Below are 16,888 nucleotides of genomic sequence, written 5' to 3' on the forward strand. Positions count from 1 at the left end.
GGATGTCCACATCCGTCCTCCTCTTGTGTCAAAGGGCGGAGTCTTTTTGCATCATGGCTCGTTGAAACGATTGAAAAACGGCAAAGGAAATGAATGTGAGCGCAATTCCTGCTGCATATGGCAAACTGGACTTTAAGGTGAACAACCAGCCGGCGATCGCCGGACCGCCGATGCGGCCGAGCGAATCGAACGATGATAAGACGCCTGTTGCGCTTCCTTGGCCATCCGCCGTATATTTCGTCAACAACGCGGAGACGCATGGGCGAATAACGCCGTTTCCAATGCCGAAAATCGTTAAATAGAGCGCGGCTGTCCAAAAGCTGTGAACGAATAAAATGAGAAAAAAGCCCACTGCTGACAAGAACAGCCCGACACGAATGACAGCTCCTTCCCCGAATGAGCGGATCAGTTTTCCAAGCAGCCCTCCTTGAACGACGGCTCCTGCAAGCCCCATGATCATGAACGCGTAGCCGAGCTCCGTCGACGAAAGCCCCGCTCGTTCAGCGGCAAAGTAGGCGAACGTCGCCTCAAGTCCGGCGAGGGAAAACGTTGTGATCAGCTGCAGTAGGTATAGGCGCGCTACAGGCCCTTGGAGGGCGGCCGCAAGCGATGGCCGCTTTGTTCGTATATTCATTCGTTTTTCTCTCGGAAGCGACTCATGCAAGAAAACGAAAACGAATAGAGCGGTCAAGAGCGCCAAGCTGCCTGCCATCCAAAACGGAGCGGTTAAGCTCGCTTTCGAGAACACGCCGCCGATCCCCGGTCCGAAAATGAATCCAAGCCCAACGGCCGCTCCGATCATCCCCATTCCTTTGCCCCGGTCTTCTTCCGTTGTCACATCTGCGACGTACGCCATAGCGGCCGGCATCGTGGCCGCCGATAGACATCCGCCAATGATGCGAGCGGCAAACAACATCCAAAGCTTTGTCGCGACGGCGAGCAAGAAAAACGAAAGAGCCAAACCGAAAATGCCGACAAGCAGCATCGGCTTTCGTCCATAGCGGTCCGATAAATTCCCCCACATCGGCGCAAATAAAAATTGCATGAAAGAATATACGGCCATCAACCAGCCGAGTTGTGTCGGGGAAGCGCCGATTTTTTCTGCGTAAAATGGAAGGACAGGGATAATGATGCCAAACCCGGCCATGACCAAAAACATCACAAGAAACAAAAGCGATAAATCGCGGCGATTGCCCATGTTCATCATCTCCACGATAGGTTTGCCTCTTTCATCATAATGGAAAGACAGGCATTTTTCAAAGCGGATTGCGCCTCGCTTGACAGCTCGGCGGGGAACTGCAGCTTTGTTGGAGAAGCACTCTTAAATGGCGCCCGACCATCATTCCCTTCCGTCCCCATTGACAATGGAAGCGGTTTTCGCGAGACTGAAAGTAAACGGTTTGACAAACAATGAAGCGGGCCTTCGACCGGCATCCGACAAGGATGAGAAATGACAAACATGCATGGGAGAGAATGGTGCATGATGACCAAAAACGAAATCCAAAAGCGGATAAAGGAATTCCCGCTGCTTAAAACGATCATGGCGGCCGAAGAGGTGTTTTGGCGCAATCCAAAATATCACACGTTTGCGCAAGCTATTCGAACGATTCCTTTACGCGAAGGCGATGTCAAGGAGGCGGAAGAACGATTGCACCGCTTCGCCCCCTACATCGCGAAAGTTTTTCCCGAGACGCGGCCGGCCCATGGCATCATCGAATCCCCTTTAGTCCGGATTCCGAACATGAAACAGCGTTTAGAAAAGATGTTTCAGACCAACATCGAGGGGGAGCTGTTGCTAAAATGCGACAGCCATCTCCCGATTTCCGGGTCGATCAAGGCGCGTGGGGGCATTTACGAAGTGTTGAAACACGCGGAAGATCTTGCGCTCGCAAACGGTATGATCGCCATAGGAGAGGACTATGCGGTCATGGCCAGCGAAGAATTCCGGCAGTTCTTTTCCCGCTATTCGCTTGTCGTCGGTTCGACAGGAAATTTAGGCTTGAGCATCGGCATCATCGGGGCGCAGCTTGGGTTCCGCGTCACCGTTCATATGTCAGCCGATGCGAAACAATGGAAAAAAGACTTATTGCGAAGCAAAGGGGTCACCGTCATGGAACATCTCACCGATTACAACCAGGTGGTAGAAGAGGCGCGAAGACAGTCGGCCGAGGATCCAACGTCGTATTTTATCGATGATGAGAACTCGATCCATTTGTTCTTGGGATATGCAGTGGCAGCGTTGCGGCTGAAAAAGCAGTTGGATGATATGCACATCACCGTTGATGGCGACCATCCGCTCTTTGTCTACCTTCCTTGCGGCGTCGGCGGCGGTCCGGGCGGGGTGACGTTTGGGCTGAAGCTCGTGTACGGCGATCATGTCCATTGCTTTTTCGCTGAGCCGACGCATTCGCCTTGCATGCTGCTGGGGCTGATGACCGGACAGCACGACCGCGTGTCGGTGCAAGAGTTTGGCCTCGACAACAAGACCGAAGCGGATGGGCTGGCGGTGGGGCGGCCGTCGAGGTTGGTGGGAAACATGCTTGAGAACGTCATCAGCGGCGTCTATACGGTGGACGATTCGACGCTTTACCGTTTGCTTGCGGCCATGGTCGATACAGAGAATATCCGTTTAGAGCCATCCGCATTGGCAGGGGTGGCGGGGCCTGTTCGGCTGTTTCGTGATTTGGCGGGGCAAACGTACGTAGAGGCAAACGGTTTGAAAGAAAACATGAAAAACGCCACCCATATTGGCTGGGCGACAGGCGGAAGCATGGTGCCAAAGGATGTGATGGAGGCCTATTATCGGGAAGGCGTGCGCATCGAAACGATGACAGAGAACGGTTTTTCTGAAGGACGATAAGATCATTCCATGGAGTGTTGCAGCGAAGACGCGAGATGTTGGAGGGATTGGATGAAAACCGAAAAGGAAAAGATGTTGGCGGGACACTTGTACAACCCCGCCGATTTGGAGCTCGTCAAGGAACGAGAGCGGGCGCGGTGGCTCGTTCGCTTGTATAACGAAACGTTGGAGATGGAATATGAAAAGCGAACCGCTCTGCTGAAGGAGCTGTTCGGTTCAACGGGAGAACGGCTGTTTATCGAGCCGAACTTCCGCTGCGACTACGGCTACAACATTCACGTCGGTGAAAACTTTTTTATGAACTTTGATGGCGTGATTTTGGATGTATGTGAAGTGCGAATCGGCGACCATTGTTTTATTGGTCCTGGTGTGCACATTTATACGGCGACTCACCCGCTCGATCCGCACGAACGAAATTCCGGGTTGGAGTACGGAAAGCCGGTTGTGATCGGCCATAACGTCTGGATCGGCGGGCGGGCCGTCATCAACCCGGGCGTCACGATCGGCGACAACGCTGTCATCGCCTCAGGGGCGGTCGTGACAAAAGATGTCCCCGCCAACGCGGTCGTTGGCGGAAACCCGGCGAAAGTGATCAAATGGCTCAAATAGCCCAAGGCCGCGCCCTGCGCAAAGCATGTGCGGGGCGTTTGGTTGCATCATCCTTCTTTGTTACGCCCACTGCACCGCCACCGCCCGAACAGGCGAACCGTCGCAGCCAGGCAAGGAAAGAGGGAGGGCAATAATATACGGGTCATCAAAATCGATTCGCTCGAAGTTCACGAAATTTTCCCCGATCACCCCGTTGGCGCCAAGAATAAGTTCGTGGGCGCGGAACGAAGAGCCGTCCGGCGGGTCGATGTTGAGCGCGTCGATGAAAAACGTCCGCACGCCTCGCTCCAGCATCGCTTCAATCACCTCCGGTGCGACGTACGGATGGGAAAAATACCGCTTTGTTCCGGCGTATTGCGACCAGCCGGTATGAAACAACACAATGGTTCCCGGCGACAGCTTCGGGATATACGGAGCGGCATCGGCCATCGTCACCGCTTCGCCTTCCGCTTTCCCGGTGGCATCGATCACGATGCCGCGGCCGAGGAAATAGGTGAGCGGCACGTCATCGAGCCGCCAACCGTGTTCGCAAAAGTGAAACGGCGCATCCACATGCGTGCCGCTGTGCGACCCAAGCACAAGGCGGCTGACGTGATAGCCGTCTTGGGCGAACGTCGCCGCCGGTTCGATTTTAGGCTTCGGATCCCCCGGGTACACCGGAGTTTGGGCCGTGATCGGCATGGTGAGGTCGATGAGTGTTTTGATGTTCATTTCTAAATCTCCCTCTACACTATTTTTGGCTGCTTTTATCATACAACAAAAACATAGGAGAAGGAGGAGTTAGAAAGCAATCATCATGCCTTGCGGAGCTGGACGGTTAGCTGGGGAAATGTTGCGCCGACGTTGGGCGGCCGGTGACCAAGGGCTATGTTGCTTGTCTTTCCACGAACAGGGGCAAGCAGTTTGGCGGCAAACCGAGCGACGGAGTGTTATCATAGAGAGGGGAACGTCACCGTAACGAGAGAGGCGAATGATGGCGCTGCATGGCAACGGACGGCTTTCGTAAACAAAGGACAAGTGGAAGGATTTTCACGCGCGATGTCGAATGAAACAAATAAACAGGGCATGCGGGACATATACTGAAGAGGAAAATTTCGGCCGCGTGCCTAAAAGAAGGGAAGGGTGAAAAGATGCCAACCGCGGTGCAGAAAAAGAAGTTATACATCAACGGCGAATGGCGGGAAGGGAAGTCTTACACTGAACTGAAATCACCGTATTCACGCGAGACGATCGCCGAAATCCCTGTGGCCACCGAACAAGAAGTCGACGAAGCGATCGCGGCGGCGTACGCCGCGCGGCAAACGATGGCTGCTATGCCTGCTCATGAGCGGGCCGCCATTTTAGAGCGGGTTGTCGAGCAGCTGAAAGCGCGGCAGGAAGAAGCGGCGAAGTTGATCGCACTGGAAGCAGCCAAACCGATCACCACGGCGAAAGGGGAAGTCGCCCGCACGATTCAAACGTACAAATTCGCCGCCGAAGAAGCGAAGCGCATTCACGGGGAAACGCTGCCGCTTGACGCCGCGCCGGGCGGGGAAAACCGCATCGCCTTGACGGTCCGCGAGCCGATCGGCGTCATCGGGGCGATTACGCCGTTTAACTTCCCGATGAACTTGGTGGCCCATAAACTTGGCCCGGCCATCGCCTCGGGCAACACCGTTGTGTTAAAACCAGCCAGCCAAACGCCGCTGTCCGCCTACTTTATTGCCGAACTGTTCGAGAAAGCCGGTTTGCCGAAAGGGGCGCTCAACGTCGTCACGGGAAGCGGCCGCACGGTCGGCGACAAAATCGTCACCGACCCGCGCATCAGCATGATCACCTTCACCGGCAGCCCGGAAGTCGGCATCGCGATCCGCAATAAAGCTGGCTTAAAGCGGGTGACGCTCGAGCTCGGCTCGAACTCGGCCGTGATCGTCGACGAGCAGGTCGATCTGGACCGTATCATCCCGCGCTGCGTGTTCGGCGCGTTCACGTTCCAAGGACAGGTGTGCATTTCACTCCAGCGCATTTACGTGCATGAGAATTGTTATGACGAATTCGTTGAGAAATTTGTCACGGCGGCCAAACAATTGAAGACGGGTGACCCGCTCGATCCGAATACCGATGTGTCGGCCTTAATTACGCCAAATGACGTCGACCGGGCGCTCTCTTGGATCGAAGAGGCGAAACAAGGCGGCGCCAACGTTGTTCTTGGCGGCGAGCGCGACGGCAACATCCTGCTTCCGACCGTCATTGTCGACGCCGAACCGACGATGAAAGTGTCGTGCCAAGAAGTGTTCGCCCCGATCGTCTTGATCAACCGCGTCCGTTCGATCGATGAAGCCATTGAATTGGTCAATGACTCGCGCTACGGCTTGCAGGCGGGCATCTACACCGACAACGTCCATACCGCGTGGAAAGCGGCGAAACAACTGCACGTCGGCGGGGTGCTGATCAACGACATCCCGACGTTCCGCGTCGACCATATGCCGTACGGCGGCGTGAAAGAAAGCGGGTTTGGCCGCGAAGGAGTTCGCTATGCGATCGAGGAAATGACGGAGCTGAAGTTGATTATTTTTAACGAAAGTTAAAGCGGGATGAGAAGAGATTGGAGTAAAGTTTATTCCTAAAATTCTAGAAGAATGGTTGCGCAGCCTTGGAGAGAGTGGCACTCCAAGGCTGTATGTTTAAGTGTGCTTTTCCAAAATATATCCCCAACGGTTTGAGGCAAGAACAGACAGGTGGTACTCATGCACGAGCTGCTTGCTGAACCAGGCTTTTTTCACGAGAAGCAAGCTTCGGCTTGTATGCAAGAATGTTTTCAACCCTCCGCGCCGAGGTTTGAGGTCATTCGCAAGTTCTGCTGTCAAGACCGCATTTTGCGGCCAGCGGCCTTTCTCGTGCAACGGATGGTACATAAACAGTTCGTATCCATGAACAGGCCTTTGGGCGGTCTGCTGAAGCAATGCCAGTTCGAAATTTGGCTTCGGATGATGGAGATCATGTTGAATATTCGTTTCATAAAACGATGCGACGAACAACAGACCGGCAAGCAGCAGCCCGCGCGCCCCCCTCGTTCCTTTTCTCCATAATTGACTTGCACAAATGCCAATCAATAGGCAAAGCGGCGGATAGACAGGGAGGATGTACCATCTGATTTTCGTCTTCGCTATGGTAAACATGAGAAGCGGGACGCAAATCCAAAGCAAAATCCCGATCACATCTTCTTTCCGTCGATGGTCTGCTCCTTCAAACGCTAAAAGACGAACGCCTTGCATGTAACTGATGACCATGATTCCGACCAAGAGCGCCAGCCACCAAAAGAAGAAATGAACAAGAATGACGCCGTAATAGGCTTCATCACCGATATGACCCTCAATGGGCCGAGTGGAGCGCAGCAGCAAGTCATATTCGATCATTTGTTTAAAAAAGTGGAATCCATCATAGTGATAGCGGGCAAAAGCCCAAGCGAGCACAGGAACCGCGAAACTGACGACTGCCCTCCACCATATACGCCAGCGGCCTGACTCCCACTGCCTAGTGATGAGAAAATATAAGACCATGATCAACAGAATGTTCCCCGCATGCCAACTTTTCGTTAAAAACGCGAGTGAACAGGCAAGGCCCGCTGCATACAACCATCGCGTCTGCCGTCTAGCAGCCAGCAAAGAAAGGATGGATAACGTAAAGAAGAAGACAAAGAGCGAATCCGCATCTCCTGTGCGAGCGCAATGGTTGAGAAGATATTGGGTGCTAGTAGACAAGGCAAGCAATGAGACGATTGCGGCCATGCTTCCAAATCGTTTTTTCACAAACAGCGCAATGGCAACGGCCGTGAGGATAGCGCAAATGCCAGACATCAGCCGCAAACCAAGCGCGTTCAGCCCGATCAGCTTGTAGCCAATCATGATCGCCCAGTAGCTGACAGGAGGCTTTAAATTCCAGTAATCAGGATGCCCAAGGTATGTGTTGACGATCAAATTTCCATGCCTCAGCATTTCGTATGCATTGACGCCATGACGCGCTTCGTCCCAGCTTGAAATCGGGAATGTCCCTAGATGATAAAAGACGTTGTAGACCATCATCGAGAAGATCAACGCCGCCGTTAGATAAAACGAGATGTTTCGTACACTTGGATTTCTCATGCGATCCACTCCTTTATCGGCACGCTGTGCTTCAAAAAAGCAACACCGACATAGAAGCTATTACAAGATGAAGATGTCAAGCATGGATGAGTTGAAGAACATGATAGTTTTGCCGCCAACAAGGAAAAAACAATCTTCATGGCGAATGAAAAGAAATGAATCATCATTCAGAGGAGGAGAACCATGGAAACGGTTGTGCTGACATTTGACCAAAACAAAGCGATATTGGAACTGAACCGTCCGCAGGCGTTAAATGCCATGGATGTGCAAATGCTTGAGGAGCTCGTCGACGCGCTGCGGAAAATCAAGGAAAGTGACGCTTCCGTTGTCGTCATCCGCGGCAGAGGAAGAGGATTTTCGGCTGGGGGCGATATTAAGACGATGCTCGCTGTCGATGATCCAAGCCAGTTTCAGACGGTGATGAATACGATTCGGGAGATGATCATGCTCTTGTATACGATGCCGAAAATCACCGTTTCGCTCATCCATGGCCCTGCGGCAGGCCTTGGATTCAGCTTCGCCTTGGCAAGCGATTATCTTATCGCCACGAAAGAAGCGCGCTTGGCGATGAATTTCATCGGCATCGGCCTCATCCCAGACGGCGGCGGGCATTTCTTCCTGGCGCAGCGGGTCGGCACGGCGAAAGCGAAACACATCATCTGGGAAGGAAAACCGATGAGCGCCGACGAAGCGCAGCAGCTTGGGCTCGTTGATTTCGTTGTCGAGAACGAGGAGCAGGCCGAACCATTCATTGCTTCCTTGCAGGAAAAACCGCTCCAAGCCATGATCGCCACGAAAATGCTGTATGTCGAACAAACAAAAGAGGAGCTGCTTCGCGTGCTCGAACTTGAAACCGACGCCCAACAACGCATGCGGCAAACCGAAGACCACCGCGAAGGCGTCCGCGCCTTTTTAGAAAAACGGAAGCCGGTGTTTCGGGGGAGGTAGAAGCGATAAAAGCGTTGTCCAAACCGGCTGAATAGAGCCGGTTTTTCCATATGTTCAAAGAAAAAAAGGGGGGCTGACAATGCATCTTGTGTCGGTGAAAAACATGCTGCAACGGGTATGGGATGGGCACTTTAACATCTTTCCGAAAGAAGTCTCCCACTTCGAAACGAAGTGAAAGGGGGAGATGAATGTCGGTTGGCGTTAGCCAACGAGTATGATAGAATATGGCTAGAACGGACACCTTCGGAACGAAGGGAAGCGTAAAGGGTTCTTGTGTGTGGCTTACCGTTCGGCGAACACACACAAGTCGCTTGAAGCCCCCACCTCTAAGCGAAGCGTAGGTGGTGGGTAGTTCACTATCAACAACAACTTGGAACTCACTCAGTTCATTTTGCTGGGGGCCTAGGGAGGAAGAAGCGCCAGTCATTTTGGCGGTGAGCCTAGAAGGCCAGTGAAAAAAGTACACCCTGAGGCAGGGATTTAGGGGCTTATGTCGAAAAAGGAAGAAAAACCGTTGGAATGGAGCGTGAGCGGATTATGAAAGCCCCCAAAAACCCTTCGACTCAGCCTCGGCTGTTTCAAGTCATCGACATGGAGGACCTGGTTCCCCCGCATCATATCCTGCGCCAAATCAACGAAGCGGTTGACGTTTCCGTTATTCACGATTGGGTGACCCCACTATACACGGAAAAAACGGGTTGTCCAGCGGCTGATCCGAGACGGCTGCTTCGCCTGATGCTGCTCTCGTATTGGTTCGACCACTCCGAGCGGGAGTTGTATGAGATCCTCCCGATGCATGCCGGATACTTGTGGTTTTGCGGTCTCGACTTTGAATCCGTGCTCCATCCGGATCCTCATCACCCCACACTGCCGGATCGAACGACGCTCGTCAAAACACGGAAACGCTGGCGCCAACATGGAATCTTTGACCGGCTGATGACCTATGTGGTGGATCCATGCATCCGTGACCATGGATTTCAAGGCTCGTATCGCACCGTTTGCGCGTACGTGCAAAAACGAAGACCGCAGCTCAAACTCGAGAAAGAACAGCGCTATGAACGACTTGAGCACCCGCCAGGCGAGGCGCAGGTGGATTTCGGGAAGATGACGGTGGTGACAAAGGAGGATGTAAGAGATTTTGTCGAAAAATATTTTTTGGACACCCCTGAGAGGCCGAAAAGCCTTGATAGATCAACATTTCTAGAGGGAGGGATGCAACCATGGCTCAATATCATATTACCCTAAATGCTGAACTTTTGCACGGGTTATTCACTAGAGATGAGGGATTAGCGAAGCTGCTGGAACAAGTCCTGAATCAAATCCTTGACTACTTTGGCATCATCAGCACGAATGGACGATCAAAGCGTCGAAGAAGAAAAAGCACGTGCTTTGTGAAAAGCCGGCTGCCTTATGTGAAGAGGATGTCCGGTGCATGATCCAACAAGCGCGGGCGCTCGATGCTTGCCGCACATCGATGAAAACGGGGGCGGTTGTACGGTTATGAAGGAAGGAGAATCGAGATGAACATTACATACGAAAAGTGGTCCGAATTAAATGGAAACGACGTGTTCTTATTCACCTTGACAAACGACCGCGGTATGGAACTATCCGCGACAAATTACGGCTGCATCGTGACGGACCTCCGCGTTCCCGACCGGAACGGCAACATCGAAAACGTCGTGCTCGGGTTTGGCCGGTTTGAACCGTATTTGACCAACGCCCCTTACTTTGGCGCGGTGATCGGCCGGGTGGCGGGGCGCATTCGCGGGGCGAGCTTTGAGCTTGAGGGCGTCACGTACCGGTTGGCGAAAAACGAACACAACAACCACTTGCACGGCGGACCGAACGGATTCCATCGTGTGCTTTGGCAGGCCGAGCCCGTTCAACGCGACGATGTGGTCGGCGTCGTCTTTTCGTACACAAGCCCGGACGGGGAGGAAGGGTACCCGGGAACGGTTCATGTTCAAGTGGAATATTGGCTGAACAATGACAACGAATGGATCGTCACACACCGAGCTCGTTCGGACAAAACGACGCTCGTCAATTTGACGAACCATACGTATTTTAACCTAAGCGGCAACGGCAAGCGTGATATATTGGATCACACGTTGACGATCCAAAGCTCGCGTGTGCTGGAATTGAATGAGGAGCTGATTCCGACGGGCCGCATCTTGGATGTCGCCGGCACGCCGTTTGACTTGCGGCAAGGAAAGGCGATACGGGAGGCGGTCGAATCCGGGCATCCGCAAATTGAACTCGTCGGCGGGGGTTATGACCATCCGTTTTGGCTCGATCGGCATTATGACAAGGAAATTGTGCTTTCCGACCCGGAGAGCGGGCGGGTGCTGACGGTGGAGACGGACGAAGTCGGCGTGGTGGTGTATACATCGAACCAGCTGCCGGAAGGGTTGGATCTAGGCGGCGTGCCGTCGCGGAAATATCTCGGTGTTTGCCTTGAAACGCAAGGGTTGCCGGATGCGATCCATCATCCGCAGTTTCCGTCTTGGATATTGCCAGGAGGAAAAGAACGAGTATCGGTGACAAAGCATCGGTTTGATATTGGATGATGTTTCCTTTGAAGAGCGGTACAAAAGCTATACGGAAGGCATCGGCCGCGAGATCGTCGAAGGGACGGCGGACTTCAAAAAGCTTGAGGAGTACGCCTTGCAGCTTGGCGACATTCGCAATACGTCCGGCCGTCTTGAGCGCTTGAAAACGCTGTTGAATCAATACTTGTTGGAAGTCAGCGTGCCGAGCGCATCCCGTTCGTGAAAGAGGGATGAGGATGGAATACGTCATTGGCGTCGATTTAGGAACGAGTGCCGTCAAAGTGCTGCTTGTCGACCGACACGGCGTGGTGAAAGGGGAATGGACCGAGTCCTATCCCCTTTACCAGCCGCATTCCGGTTATAGCGAGCAGCGCCCGGACGATTGGGTGGAAAAAACGATCGTCGCGCTCCGCCGCGTGTGGGAGACGGCGGGCGTTTCCCCCGAGTCGATCGCGGGGATTAGTTTTTCCGGACAGATGCACGGGCTTGTGCTGCTTGATGGCGATGGGAATGTCGTGCGCAACGCGATTTTGTGGAATGATACGCGAACGACGGAAGAGTGTCGGGAAATTGAAGAGAAGGTCGGCCGCGACCAGCTGCTTTCCATTGCCAAAAATGAGGCGCTCGAAGGGTTTACGTTGCCGAAACTGCTGTGGGTGAAAAATCATGAACCCAAACTGTACGAGCGGGCGCGGGTGTTTTTGTTGCCGAAAGATTACGTCCGCTTCCGCTTGACCGGGCACATGGCGATGGATGTATCGGATGCGGCGGGGACGCTGCTGTTGGATATCCAAACGAAAACGTGGAGCGAGGCGATCGCCCGGGCGGTCGGCGTCGATCTTTCGCTTTGTCCGCCGCTTGTCGAAGCGACGGCGTTCGTCGGGACGCTGCGCCCGGAGGTGGCCGAGCAGACCGGGCTGCCGTCATCGGTGAAAGTGTTCGCCGGCGGGGCGGACAATGCGTGCGGCGCGGTTGGCGCGGGCATTTTGGCAGAAGGCCGCATGATGTCAAGCATCGGCACATCGGGTGTTGTGCTTGCCTATGAACAAAGCGGGGAAAAAGACTTCGCTGGACGTGTGCACTACTTCAACCACGCTGAACCGAACGCCTACTATATGATGGGTGTGACGCTGGCGGCGGGCTACAGCTTTGATTGGTGGAAGCGGACGTTTGCGGAAGACGTGCCGTTTGCCGAGATCGTCAAGCGCGCTGCCGAGTCGCCGATCGGTGCGAACGGCTTGTTGTTTACGCCGTATTTGGTCGGCGAGCGGACGCCGCATGCGGACGCCGATATTCGCGGGTCGTTTATCGGCATCGACTCGCGGCAGACGAAATGGGATTTCGCCCGCGCGGTCATGGAAGGGATTACGTTCTCGCTCAACGAGTCGGTGGAGATCATCAAAGCGAGCGGCAAAACGATCGACTCGGTCGTCTCGATCGGCGGCGGAGCAAAAAGCGTCGAGTGGCTGCAAATCCAAGCTGATATTTTCGGCCTGCCGGTTGAGAAGCTGAAAAACGAACAGGGGCCGGGGCTCGGCGCCGCGATGATCGCGGCCTGCGGCGTCGGCTGGTTCGATTCGCTCAAGCAATGCGCGGATGCGTTCAAACAAGTCGAATCCGTCGTCGAACCGCGGCCGGATGCGGTCGCCAAGTACAAAGAGCTGTTTTCCATTTATCGAGAGATTTATCTGCATACAAAAGAGCTGACGAAACGGTTAAAGGCGTTTCGGCCGTGACGACAAACTCCCTAAACCAGTGGATGGTTTGGGGAGTTTTTTGTTTGATCAGGCCACGGGGCAGGATAACACGCCATGCTTGTTGAAAGAAGAACTGAACAGGGGGAAGCGAAACATGGACATTCGAAAAGAATTTGAACATCTTCAATATTTCTTTGACTCGTATTACAATCAGACGTTTTATAATGCTGAATTGGAAGAACAGCTGTTGCAATTTCTAGCGGATGAGCCGAAATGAGTGGTTCGTGCCTTGAAGTTGGAAGTAGAGAAACTCGAACGCATCCATCATCGCAGCGATACGGAGACATGGGCAAAAATCGAAGAACTTGTCCATGAAAACAGCATGCGCTATTTTTCGTTTGAGGATGGCAAAATGTTTATCGAAGTGGCCAGCCGTTTGTTAAAAGATGTTGAATAAAGCGACCAATGCACAAACAAGCAGCCCGTTTGTTGGACGCCGGGGGAACAGCGATTGGACATGGTTCGTGTCGTCTATTGATCGAACGGGAGATAGATAACATCTGTATAGTATTTGAGGTGTGAAACGGACTATGCTGGCCGGGTAGCTGCTGGCATCGTCAGACGCAAAGATTCGTGTGCCAAGGGGCAGGAAATCCCTGCACGAAGCGCGAAAAAATAGGAGAGGGGCAAAACGGTTTTAGCCGAAAGAAGGGAGATACGCATGTTCTCTACACTTCCCATCCTTATCATTCAAGCGCCGATGGCAGGCGGGGTGTCGACGCCTGAACTGGCCGCGGCGGTGTCGAACGCCGGAGGGCTTGGATTTTTGGCCGGCGGGTACAAGACGGCGGAGGCCATGAAGAAGGAAATTCATGAGCTGCGGACGTTGACGGACCGGCCGTTTGGGGTGAATGTGTTTGTGCCGGGGGACAAAACAGTGGATGAGGAGGCGGTCGAACGGTACCGTGTAGCACTGGCGGCGGAGGCGGAGCGGTTTGGGGCGTCAGTCGGCGAGCCGAAATGGGAGGACGACGACTGGGAGGCGAAGCTTGATGTGCTTCTTCGGGAGCGAGTGCCGGTTGTGAGCTTTACGTTCGGTTGCCCGGACAAAGAAGTGATCGCTGCCTTGCAAAAGGCGGGATCGTTTGTGATCGTGACGGTCACGGCGGTGGAGGAAGCCGAAATGGCCGCCGAAGCTGGGACGAATGCGCTTTGTGTGCAAGGGGCGGAAGCGGGAGGGCATCGGGCGTCGTTTGGCAACGATCCGGAACAGGATGAGGCGCTTGAGTTGTTTCCTCTGCTGGCCCGAGTGCAGGCGGCGGTCCGGATTCCGCTCGCGGCGGCGGGCGGGATCATGGATGGGCGCGGCATTGCGGCGACGCTTAAAGCCGGGGCGAGCGCGGTGCAGCTTGGGACGGCGTTTTTGCGCTGCCCGGAAAGCGGGGCGCACCCGCTTCATAAACAGGCGCTTGCCGATCCGCGTTTTGCCGAAACGGCCGTGACGAGGGCGTTTACCGGCCGGCCGGCGCGCGGGCTTGTGAACCGGTTTATGGCGGAGTATCGCGCCCTGGCGCCGGCGGCGTATCCGCATGCGCACCATATGACGAAGCCGTTGCGCGCCGCATCCGCCAAGGCAGGCGACCCGGAGGGAATGTCGCTTTGGGCCGGGACGGGATATCGGCTGGCGCGGGAGCTTCCGGCGGCGGAGCTTGTCGAAGAGCTGAAGCGGGAGCTCGAGGAAGCTTGGCAAGCATAGGAGTTTCGTTATGCGGATGGAAAGAAAACGCGTTCATTCTTCCGAAAAAATGCTGAATAAGGGGGAGAGGAAACCATGACCGCATCTCGCATCGTCTTTCCGCCGCTCAGCTATGTCGGCTGGGGGGCGCTTACGCAGTTAGTTCCGGAAGTAAAAAGGCTTGGGGCAGCACACGTGTTGGTGATCACCGATCCAGCGCTTGAAAAAATCGGCCTCGTCGAGCAAGTGACGTCCCCGCTCCGGCAAGCAGGGTGCAGCGTGCATGTATATACGGACGTCGTGCCGGAGCCGCCGCTTGAAACGGGGGAGAAGGCGGTGGCGTTTGTCCGCGGCGGAGAGTTTGATCTCGTCATCGGCGTCGGCGGCGGCAGCGCGATGGATTTGGCGAAACTGGCTGCTGTGTTGGCCGTGCACGAAGGTCCGGTTGCTGATTATTTAAACTTGACGGGAACGAGAACGCTTGAGAAAAAAGGATTGCCGAAAATATTGATTCCGACGACATCAGGCACCGGGTCCGAGGTGACGAACATCTCGGTCTTGTCGTTGGAAACGACAAAAGACGTCGTGACGTATGACTACTTGTTGGCCGATGTGGCGATCGTCGATCCGCAGCTTACGGTTTCCGTCCCGCCGCGGGTGACGGCGGCGACTGGGATCGATGCGCTTACCCATGCGGTCGAGGCGTACGTGTCGGTCAATGCGAGCCCGACATCGGACGGCTTGGCGCTTCAGGCGATGCGTCTCATTTCCCGCTCATTGCGCAAGGCGGTGGAAAATGGAGCGGACAAACAGGCGCGCATCGATATGGCGAACGGCAGCTATTTGGCCGGTTTGGCGTTTTTCAACGCCGGCGTGGCGGGCGTGCATGCGCTCGCGTATCCGCTCGGCGGGCAGTTTCATATCGCCCACGGCGAATCGAACGCCGTGCTCTTGCCGTATGTGATGGGCTACATTCGCCAAAGCTGCACGAAACGAATGGCGGACATGTTAAACGCCCTTGGCGGCAACTCAAGCTTTTTATCAGAGGAGGAGGCGTCGCGCCGTTGCGTCGAGGAGCTCGAGCGCCTCGTCGCCGATGTCGGCATCCCGAAGACGCTCGGCGGTTTTGGCATTCCGGAAAGTGCGTTAGAAAGCTTGACAAAAGACGCCATTCAGCAAAAACGGCTGCTCGCCCGCAGCCCGATGCCGCTTTCGGAAGACGACATCCGCACGATTTATCAAGCCGCGTTCGCCGGCACGATCGTCGAACCGAACAACGAATGAGGAGAAAAACAGGGGCTGCTTCAGGCTCCTGTTTTTTCTTTGGATGTTGGGAATTAGGATCCGGCTTCTCAGGTTGGATCCCCTTTCCGCTCAAGGGGCGACGTTTTTCACGTTTTCTTGATGGAGAAGCAGGAATTTCCACACGTTGGGGCGAACCCATATACATCAGCCGCCGAAATTCGACAAAAGAAGATTCCAGTTCCGTTGAGGGGGAGCGTTCATGTTTACGACTGTCATTACGCCGCGCGTGTCGGAAACCGACGGCGTCGGCCATATTAACAATACGACCGTGCCCGTTTGGTTTGAAGCGGGGCGGCATGAAATTTTCAAGCTGTTTACGCCTGATTTGTCATTCAAACGTTGGCGGATGGTGATCATCCGTATGGAGGTTGACTACGTCAACCAACTGTATTATGGGCGCGATGTGACCGTATATACCGGCATTGAACGCATCGGCAACACAAGCCTGACGATTTATGAAGAAATCCACCAAAACGGGGTGGTGTGCGCCAAAGGACGGGCGGTGTATGTCAATTTCAATTTTGACACTGGGCGCCCCGAACCGATTCCGGATGACATTCGGGCGAAATTGCGCGAACATGTATGGCAACCAAGAGAGTAGATGAAAGGAGGTGACAGTGTGAAGGAGCATCATCTTTGGGAGCAAGTGAAAACGAAGCTTGCGCAAAAGCTGTCCGGCCCGTCGTTTGACACTTGGTTTGCTTCGACGTCCGCGACGGTGGATGACGATTGGCTCATCATCGAATGCCTCAACGACATTCAATGTGAATGGCTGCAAACAAGATACGGCGAACTCATCAGTGAAACCGTCCGCGAAGTGTTCGGCCGCGAGATGCGCATCTTCGTCTCTGTCCACGGCGAGCGGCAGAAAATCGAAGAGCGGCTCGAACAGCGATTCGGCGCTCCGATGACCTTCCGTCAATACGTCACCCGCCTTGAGCGGCAGATGGAGGAGCTGGAGCGGCGCATTGACCACTACGCGCGCATCATCGATGAACTGCTGGAATCCCGTCCGATTCACTGATGATCCCCTAATGAGCAACCTCCAATAAGAAGCGGCCTCC

General features: G+C 54.5%; 15 protein-coding genes and 3 pseudogenes. 15 read left to right on the forward strand and 3 right to left on the reverse strand.

Annotated features, from left to right (window positions below; genetic code table 11):
- Positions 1-28: 28 nt before the first annotated feature.
- The gene (locus tag B9L19_RS09000) at positions 29-1,198 is read right to left on the reverse strand and encodes an MFS transporter (RefSeq protein ID WP_244182584.1); all 1,170 of its coding nucleotides are present in this window, start codon (positions 1,196-1,198) and stop codon (positions 29-31) included.
- Positions 1,199-1,480: 282 nt separating this feature from the next.
- Between B9L19_RS09000 and dsdA the strand changes: the two genes are divergently transcribed.
- Together dsdA and B9L19_RS09010 are read left to right on the forward strand one after the other, a co-directional pair.
- Positions 1,481-2,860 (forward strand): D-serine ammonia-lyase, encoded by a 1,380-nt coding sequence (gene dsdA, locus B9L19_RS09005; protein WP_025950877.1) that lies wholly within the window; start codon positions 1,481-1,483, stop codon positions 2,858-2,860.
- Positions 2,861-2,911: 51 nt separating this feature from the next.
- Entirely contained in the window at positions 2,912-3,469 is a 558-nt protein-coding gene (locus tag B9L19_RS09010; RefSeq protein WP_025950878.1) for a sugar O-acetyltransferase, read from the forward strand.
- A gap of 60 nt (positions 3,470-3,529) precedes the next feature.
- Here the strand turns inward: B9L19_RS09010 and B9L19_RS09015 are convergent, their stop codons facing one another.
- A complete protein-coding gene (locus B9L19_RS09015; protein ID WP_025950879.1) occupies positions 3,530-4,180 on the reverse strand; it encodes a cyclase family protein in 651 nt (216 codons plus the stop codon).
- Positions 4,181-4,599: 419 nt separating this feature from the next.
- Here B9L19_RS09015 and B9L19_RS09020 point away from each other — a divergent pair, with 419 nt between their 5' ends.
- Positions 4,600-6,036 (forward strand): aldehyde dehydrogenase family protein, encoded by a 1,437-nt coding sequence (locus B9L19_RS09020; RefSeq protein ID WP_089113918.1) that lies wholly within the window; start codon positions 4,600-4,602, stop codon positions 6,034-6,036.
- Between the two features lie 96 nt (positions 6,037-6,132).
- Here the strand turns inward: B9L19_RS09020 and B9L19_RS09025 are convergent, their stop codons facing one another.
- A complete protein-coding gene (locus B9L19_RS09025; RefSeq protein WP_089113919.1) occupies positions 6,133-7,590 on the reverse strand; it encodes an ArnT family glycosyltransferase in 1,458 nt (485 codons plus the stop codon).
- Between the two features lie 183 nt (positions 7,591-7,773).
- Between B9L19_RS09025 and B9L19_RS09030 the strand changes: the two genes are divergently transcribed.
- The 12 genes and pseudogenes from B9L19_RS09030 to B9L19_RS09085 all read left to right on the forward strand — a co-directional run bounded on the left by B9L19_RS09030 (position 7,774) and on the right by B9L19_RS09085 (position 16,848).
- A complete protein-coding gene (locus tag B9L19_RS09030; protein WP_089113920.1) occupies positions 7,774-8,538 on the forward strand; it encodes an enoyl-CoA hydratase in 765 nt (254 codons plus the stop codon).
- Between the two features lie 519 nt (positions 8,539-9,057).
- A pseudogene (locus B9L19_RS09040) lies at positions 9,058-9,639 on the forward strand (transposase); the annotation flags it as partial.
- 247 nt (positions 9,640-9,886) lie between these two features.
- Positions 9,887-9,988, forward strand: a pseudogene (locus tag B9L19_RS19670) (Gfo/Idh/MocA family protein); the annotation flags it as partial.
- Between the two features lie 70 nt (positions 9,989-10,058).
- Positions 10,059-11,105 (forward strand): aldose epimerase family protein, encoded by a 1,047-nt coding sequence (locus B9L19_RS09050; protein ID WP_089113922.1) that lies wholly within the window; start codon positions 10,059-10,061, stop codon positions 11,103-11,105.
- A 10-nt stretch (positions 11,106-11,115) separates the two neighbouring features.
- Positions 11,116-11,310 (forward strand): annotated as a pseudogene (locus tag B9L19_RS09055) (xylose isomerase); the annotation flags it as partial.
- 13 nt (positions 11,311-11,323) lie between these two features.
- Positions 11,324-12,823 carry a xylulokinase gene (gene xylB / locus B9L19_RS09060; protein WP_089113923.1) on the forward strand — a complete coding sequence of 500 codons (1,500 nt, stop codon included), beginning with the start codon at positions 11,324-11,326 and terminating at the stop codon, positions 12,821-12,823.
- A 115-nt stretch (positions 12,824-12,938) separates the two neighbouring features.
- Positions 12,939-13,061, forward strand: coding sequence for a hypothetical protein (locus B9L19_RS19560; RefSeq protein ID WP_279627597.1), 123 nt, complete (start codon positions 12,939-12,941; stop codon positions 13,059-13,061).
- A gap of 12 nt (positions 13,062-13,073) precedes the next feature.
- Positions 13,074-13,241, forward strand: coding sequence for a hypothetical protein (locus B9L19_RS19355; protein ID WP_223810916.1), 168 nt, complete (start codon positions 13,074-13,076; stop codon positions 13,239-13,241).
- 264 nt (positions 13,242-13,505) lie between these two features.
- The gene (locus B9L19_RS09070) at positions 13,506-14,540 is read left to right on the forward strand and encodes a nitronate monooxygenase (RefSeq protein WP_089113924.1); all 1,035 of its coding nucleotides are present in this window, start codon (positions 13,506-13,508) and stop codon (positions 14,538-14,540) included.
- A 75-nt stretch (positions 14,541-14,615) separates the two neighbouring features.
- Positions 14,616-15,803, forward strand: coding sequence for an iron-containing alcohol dehydrogenase (locus B9L19_RS09075; RefSeq protein ID WP_089113925.1), 1,188 nt, complete (start codon positions 14,616-14,618; stop codon positions 15,801-15,803).
- A 220-nt stretch (positions 15,804-16,023) separates the two neighbouring features.
- Positions 16,024-16,425 carry an acyl-CoA thioesterase gene (locus tag B9L19_RS09080; RefSeq protein ID WP_089113926.1) on the forward strand — a complete coding sequence of 134 codons (402 nt, stop codon included), beginning with the start codon at positions 16,024-16,026 and terminating at the stop codon, positions 16,423-16,425.
- Positions 16,426-16,443: 18 nt separating this feature from the next.
- Positions 16,444-16,848: a DnaA N-terminal domain-containing protein gene (locus B9L19_RS09085; RefSeq protein ID WP_025950747.1), complete on the forward strand. Its 405-nt coding sequence runs from the start codon at positions 16,444-16,446 to the stop codon at positions 16,846-16,848.
- The last annotated feature ends 40 nt before the right edge of the window (positions 16,849-16,888 follow it).

Origin of the sequence: Geobacillus thermocatenulatus, assembly GCF_002217655.1 — a bacterium.
Classification (GTDB): domain Bacteria; phylum Bacillota; class Bacilli; order Bacillales; family Anoxybacillaceae; genus Geobacillus; species Geobacillus thermocatenulatus.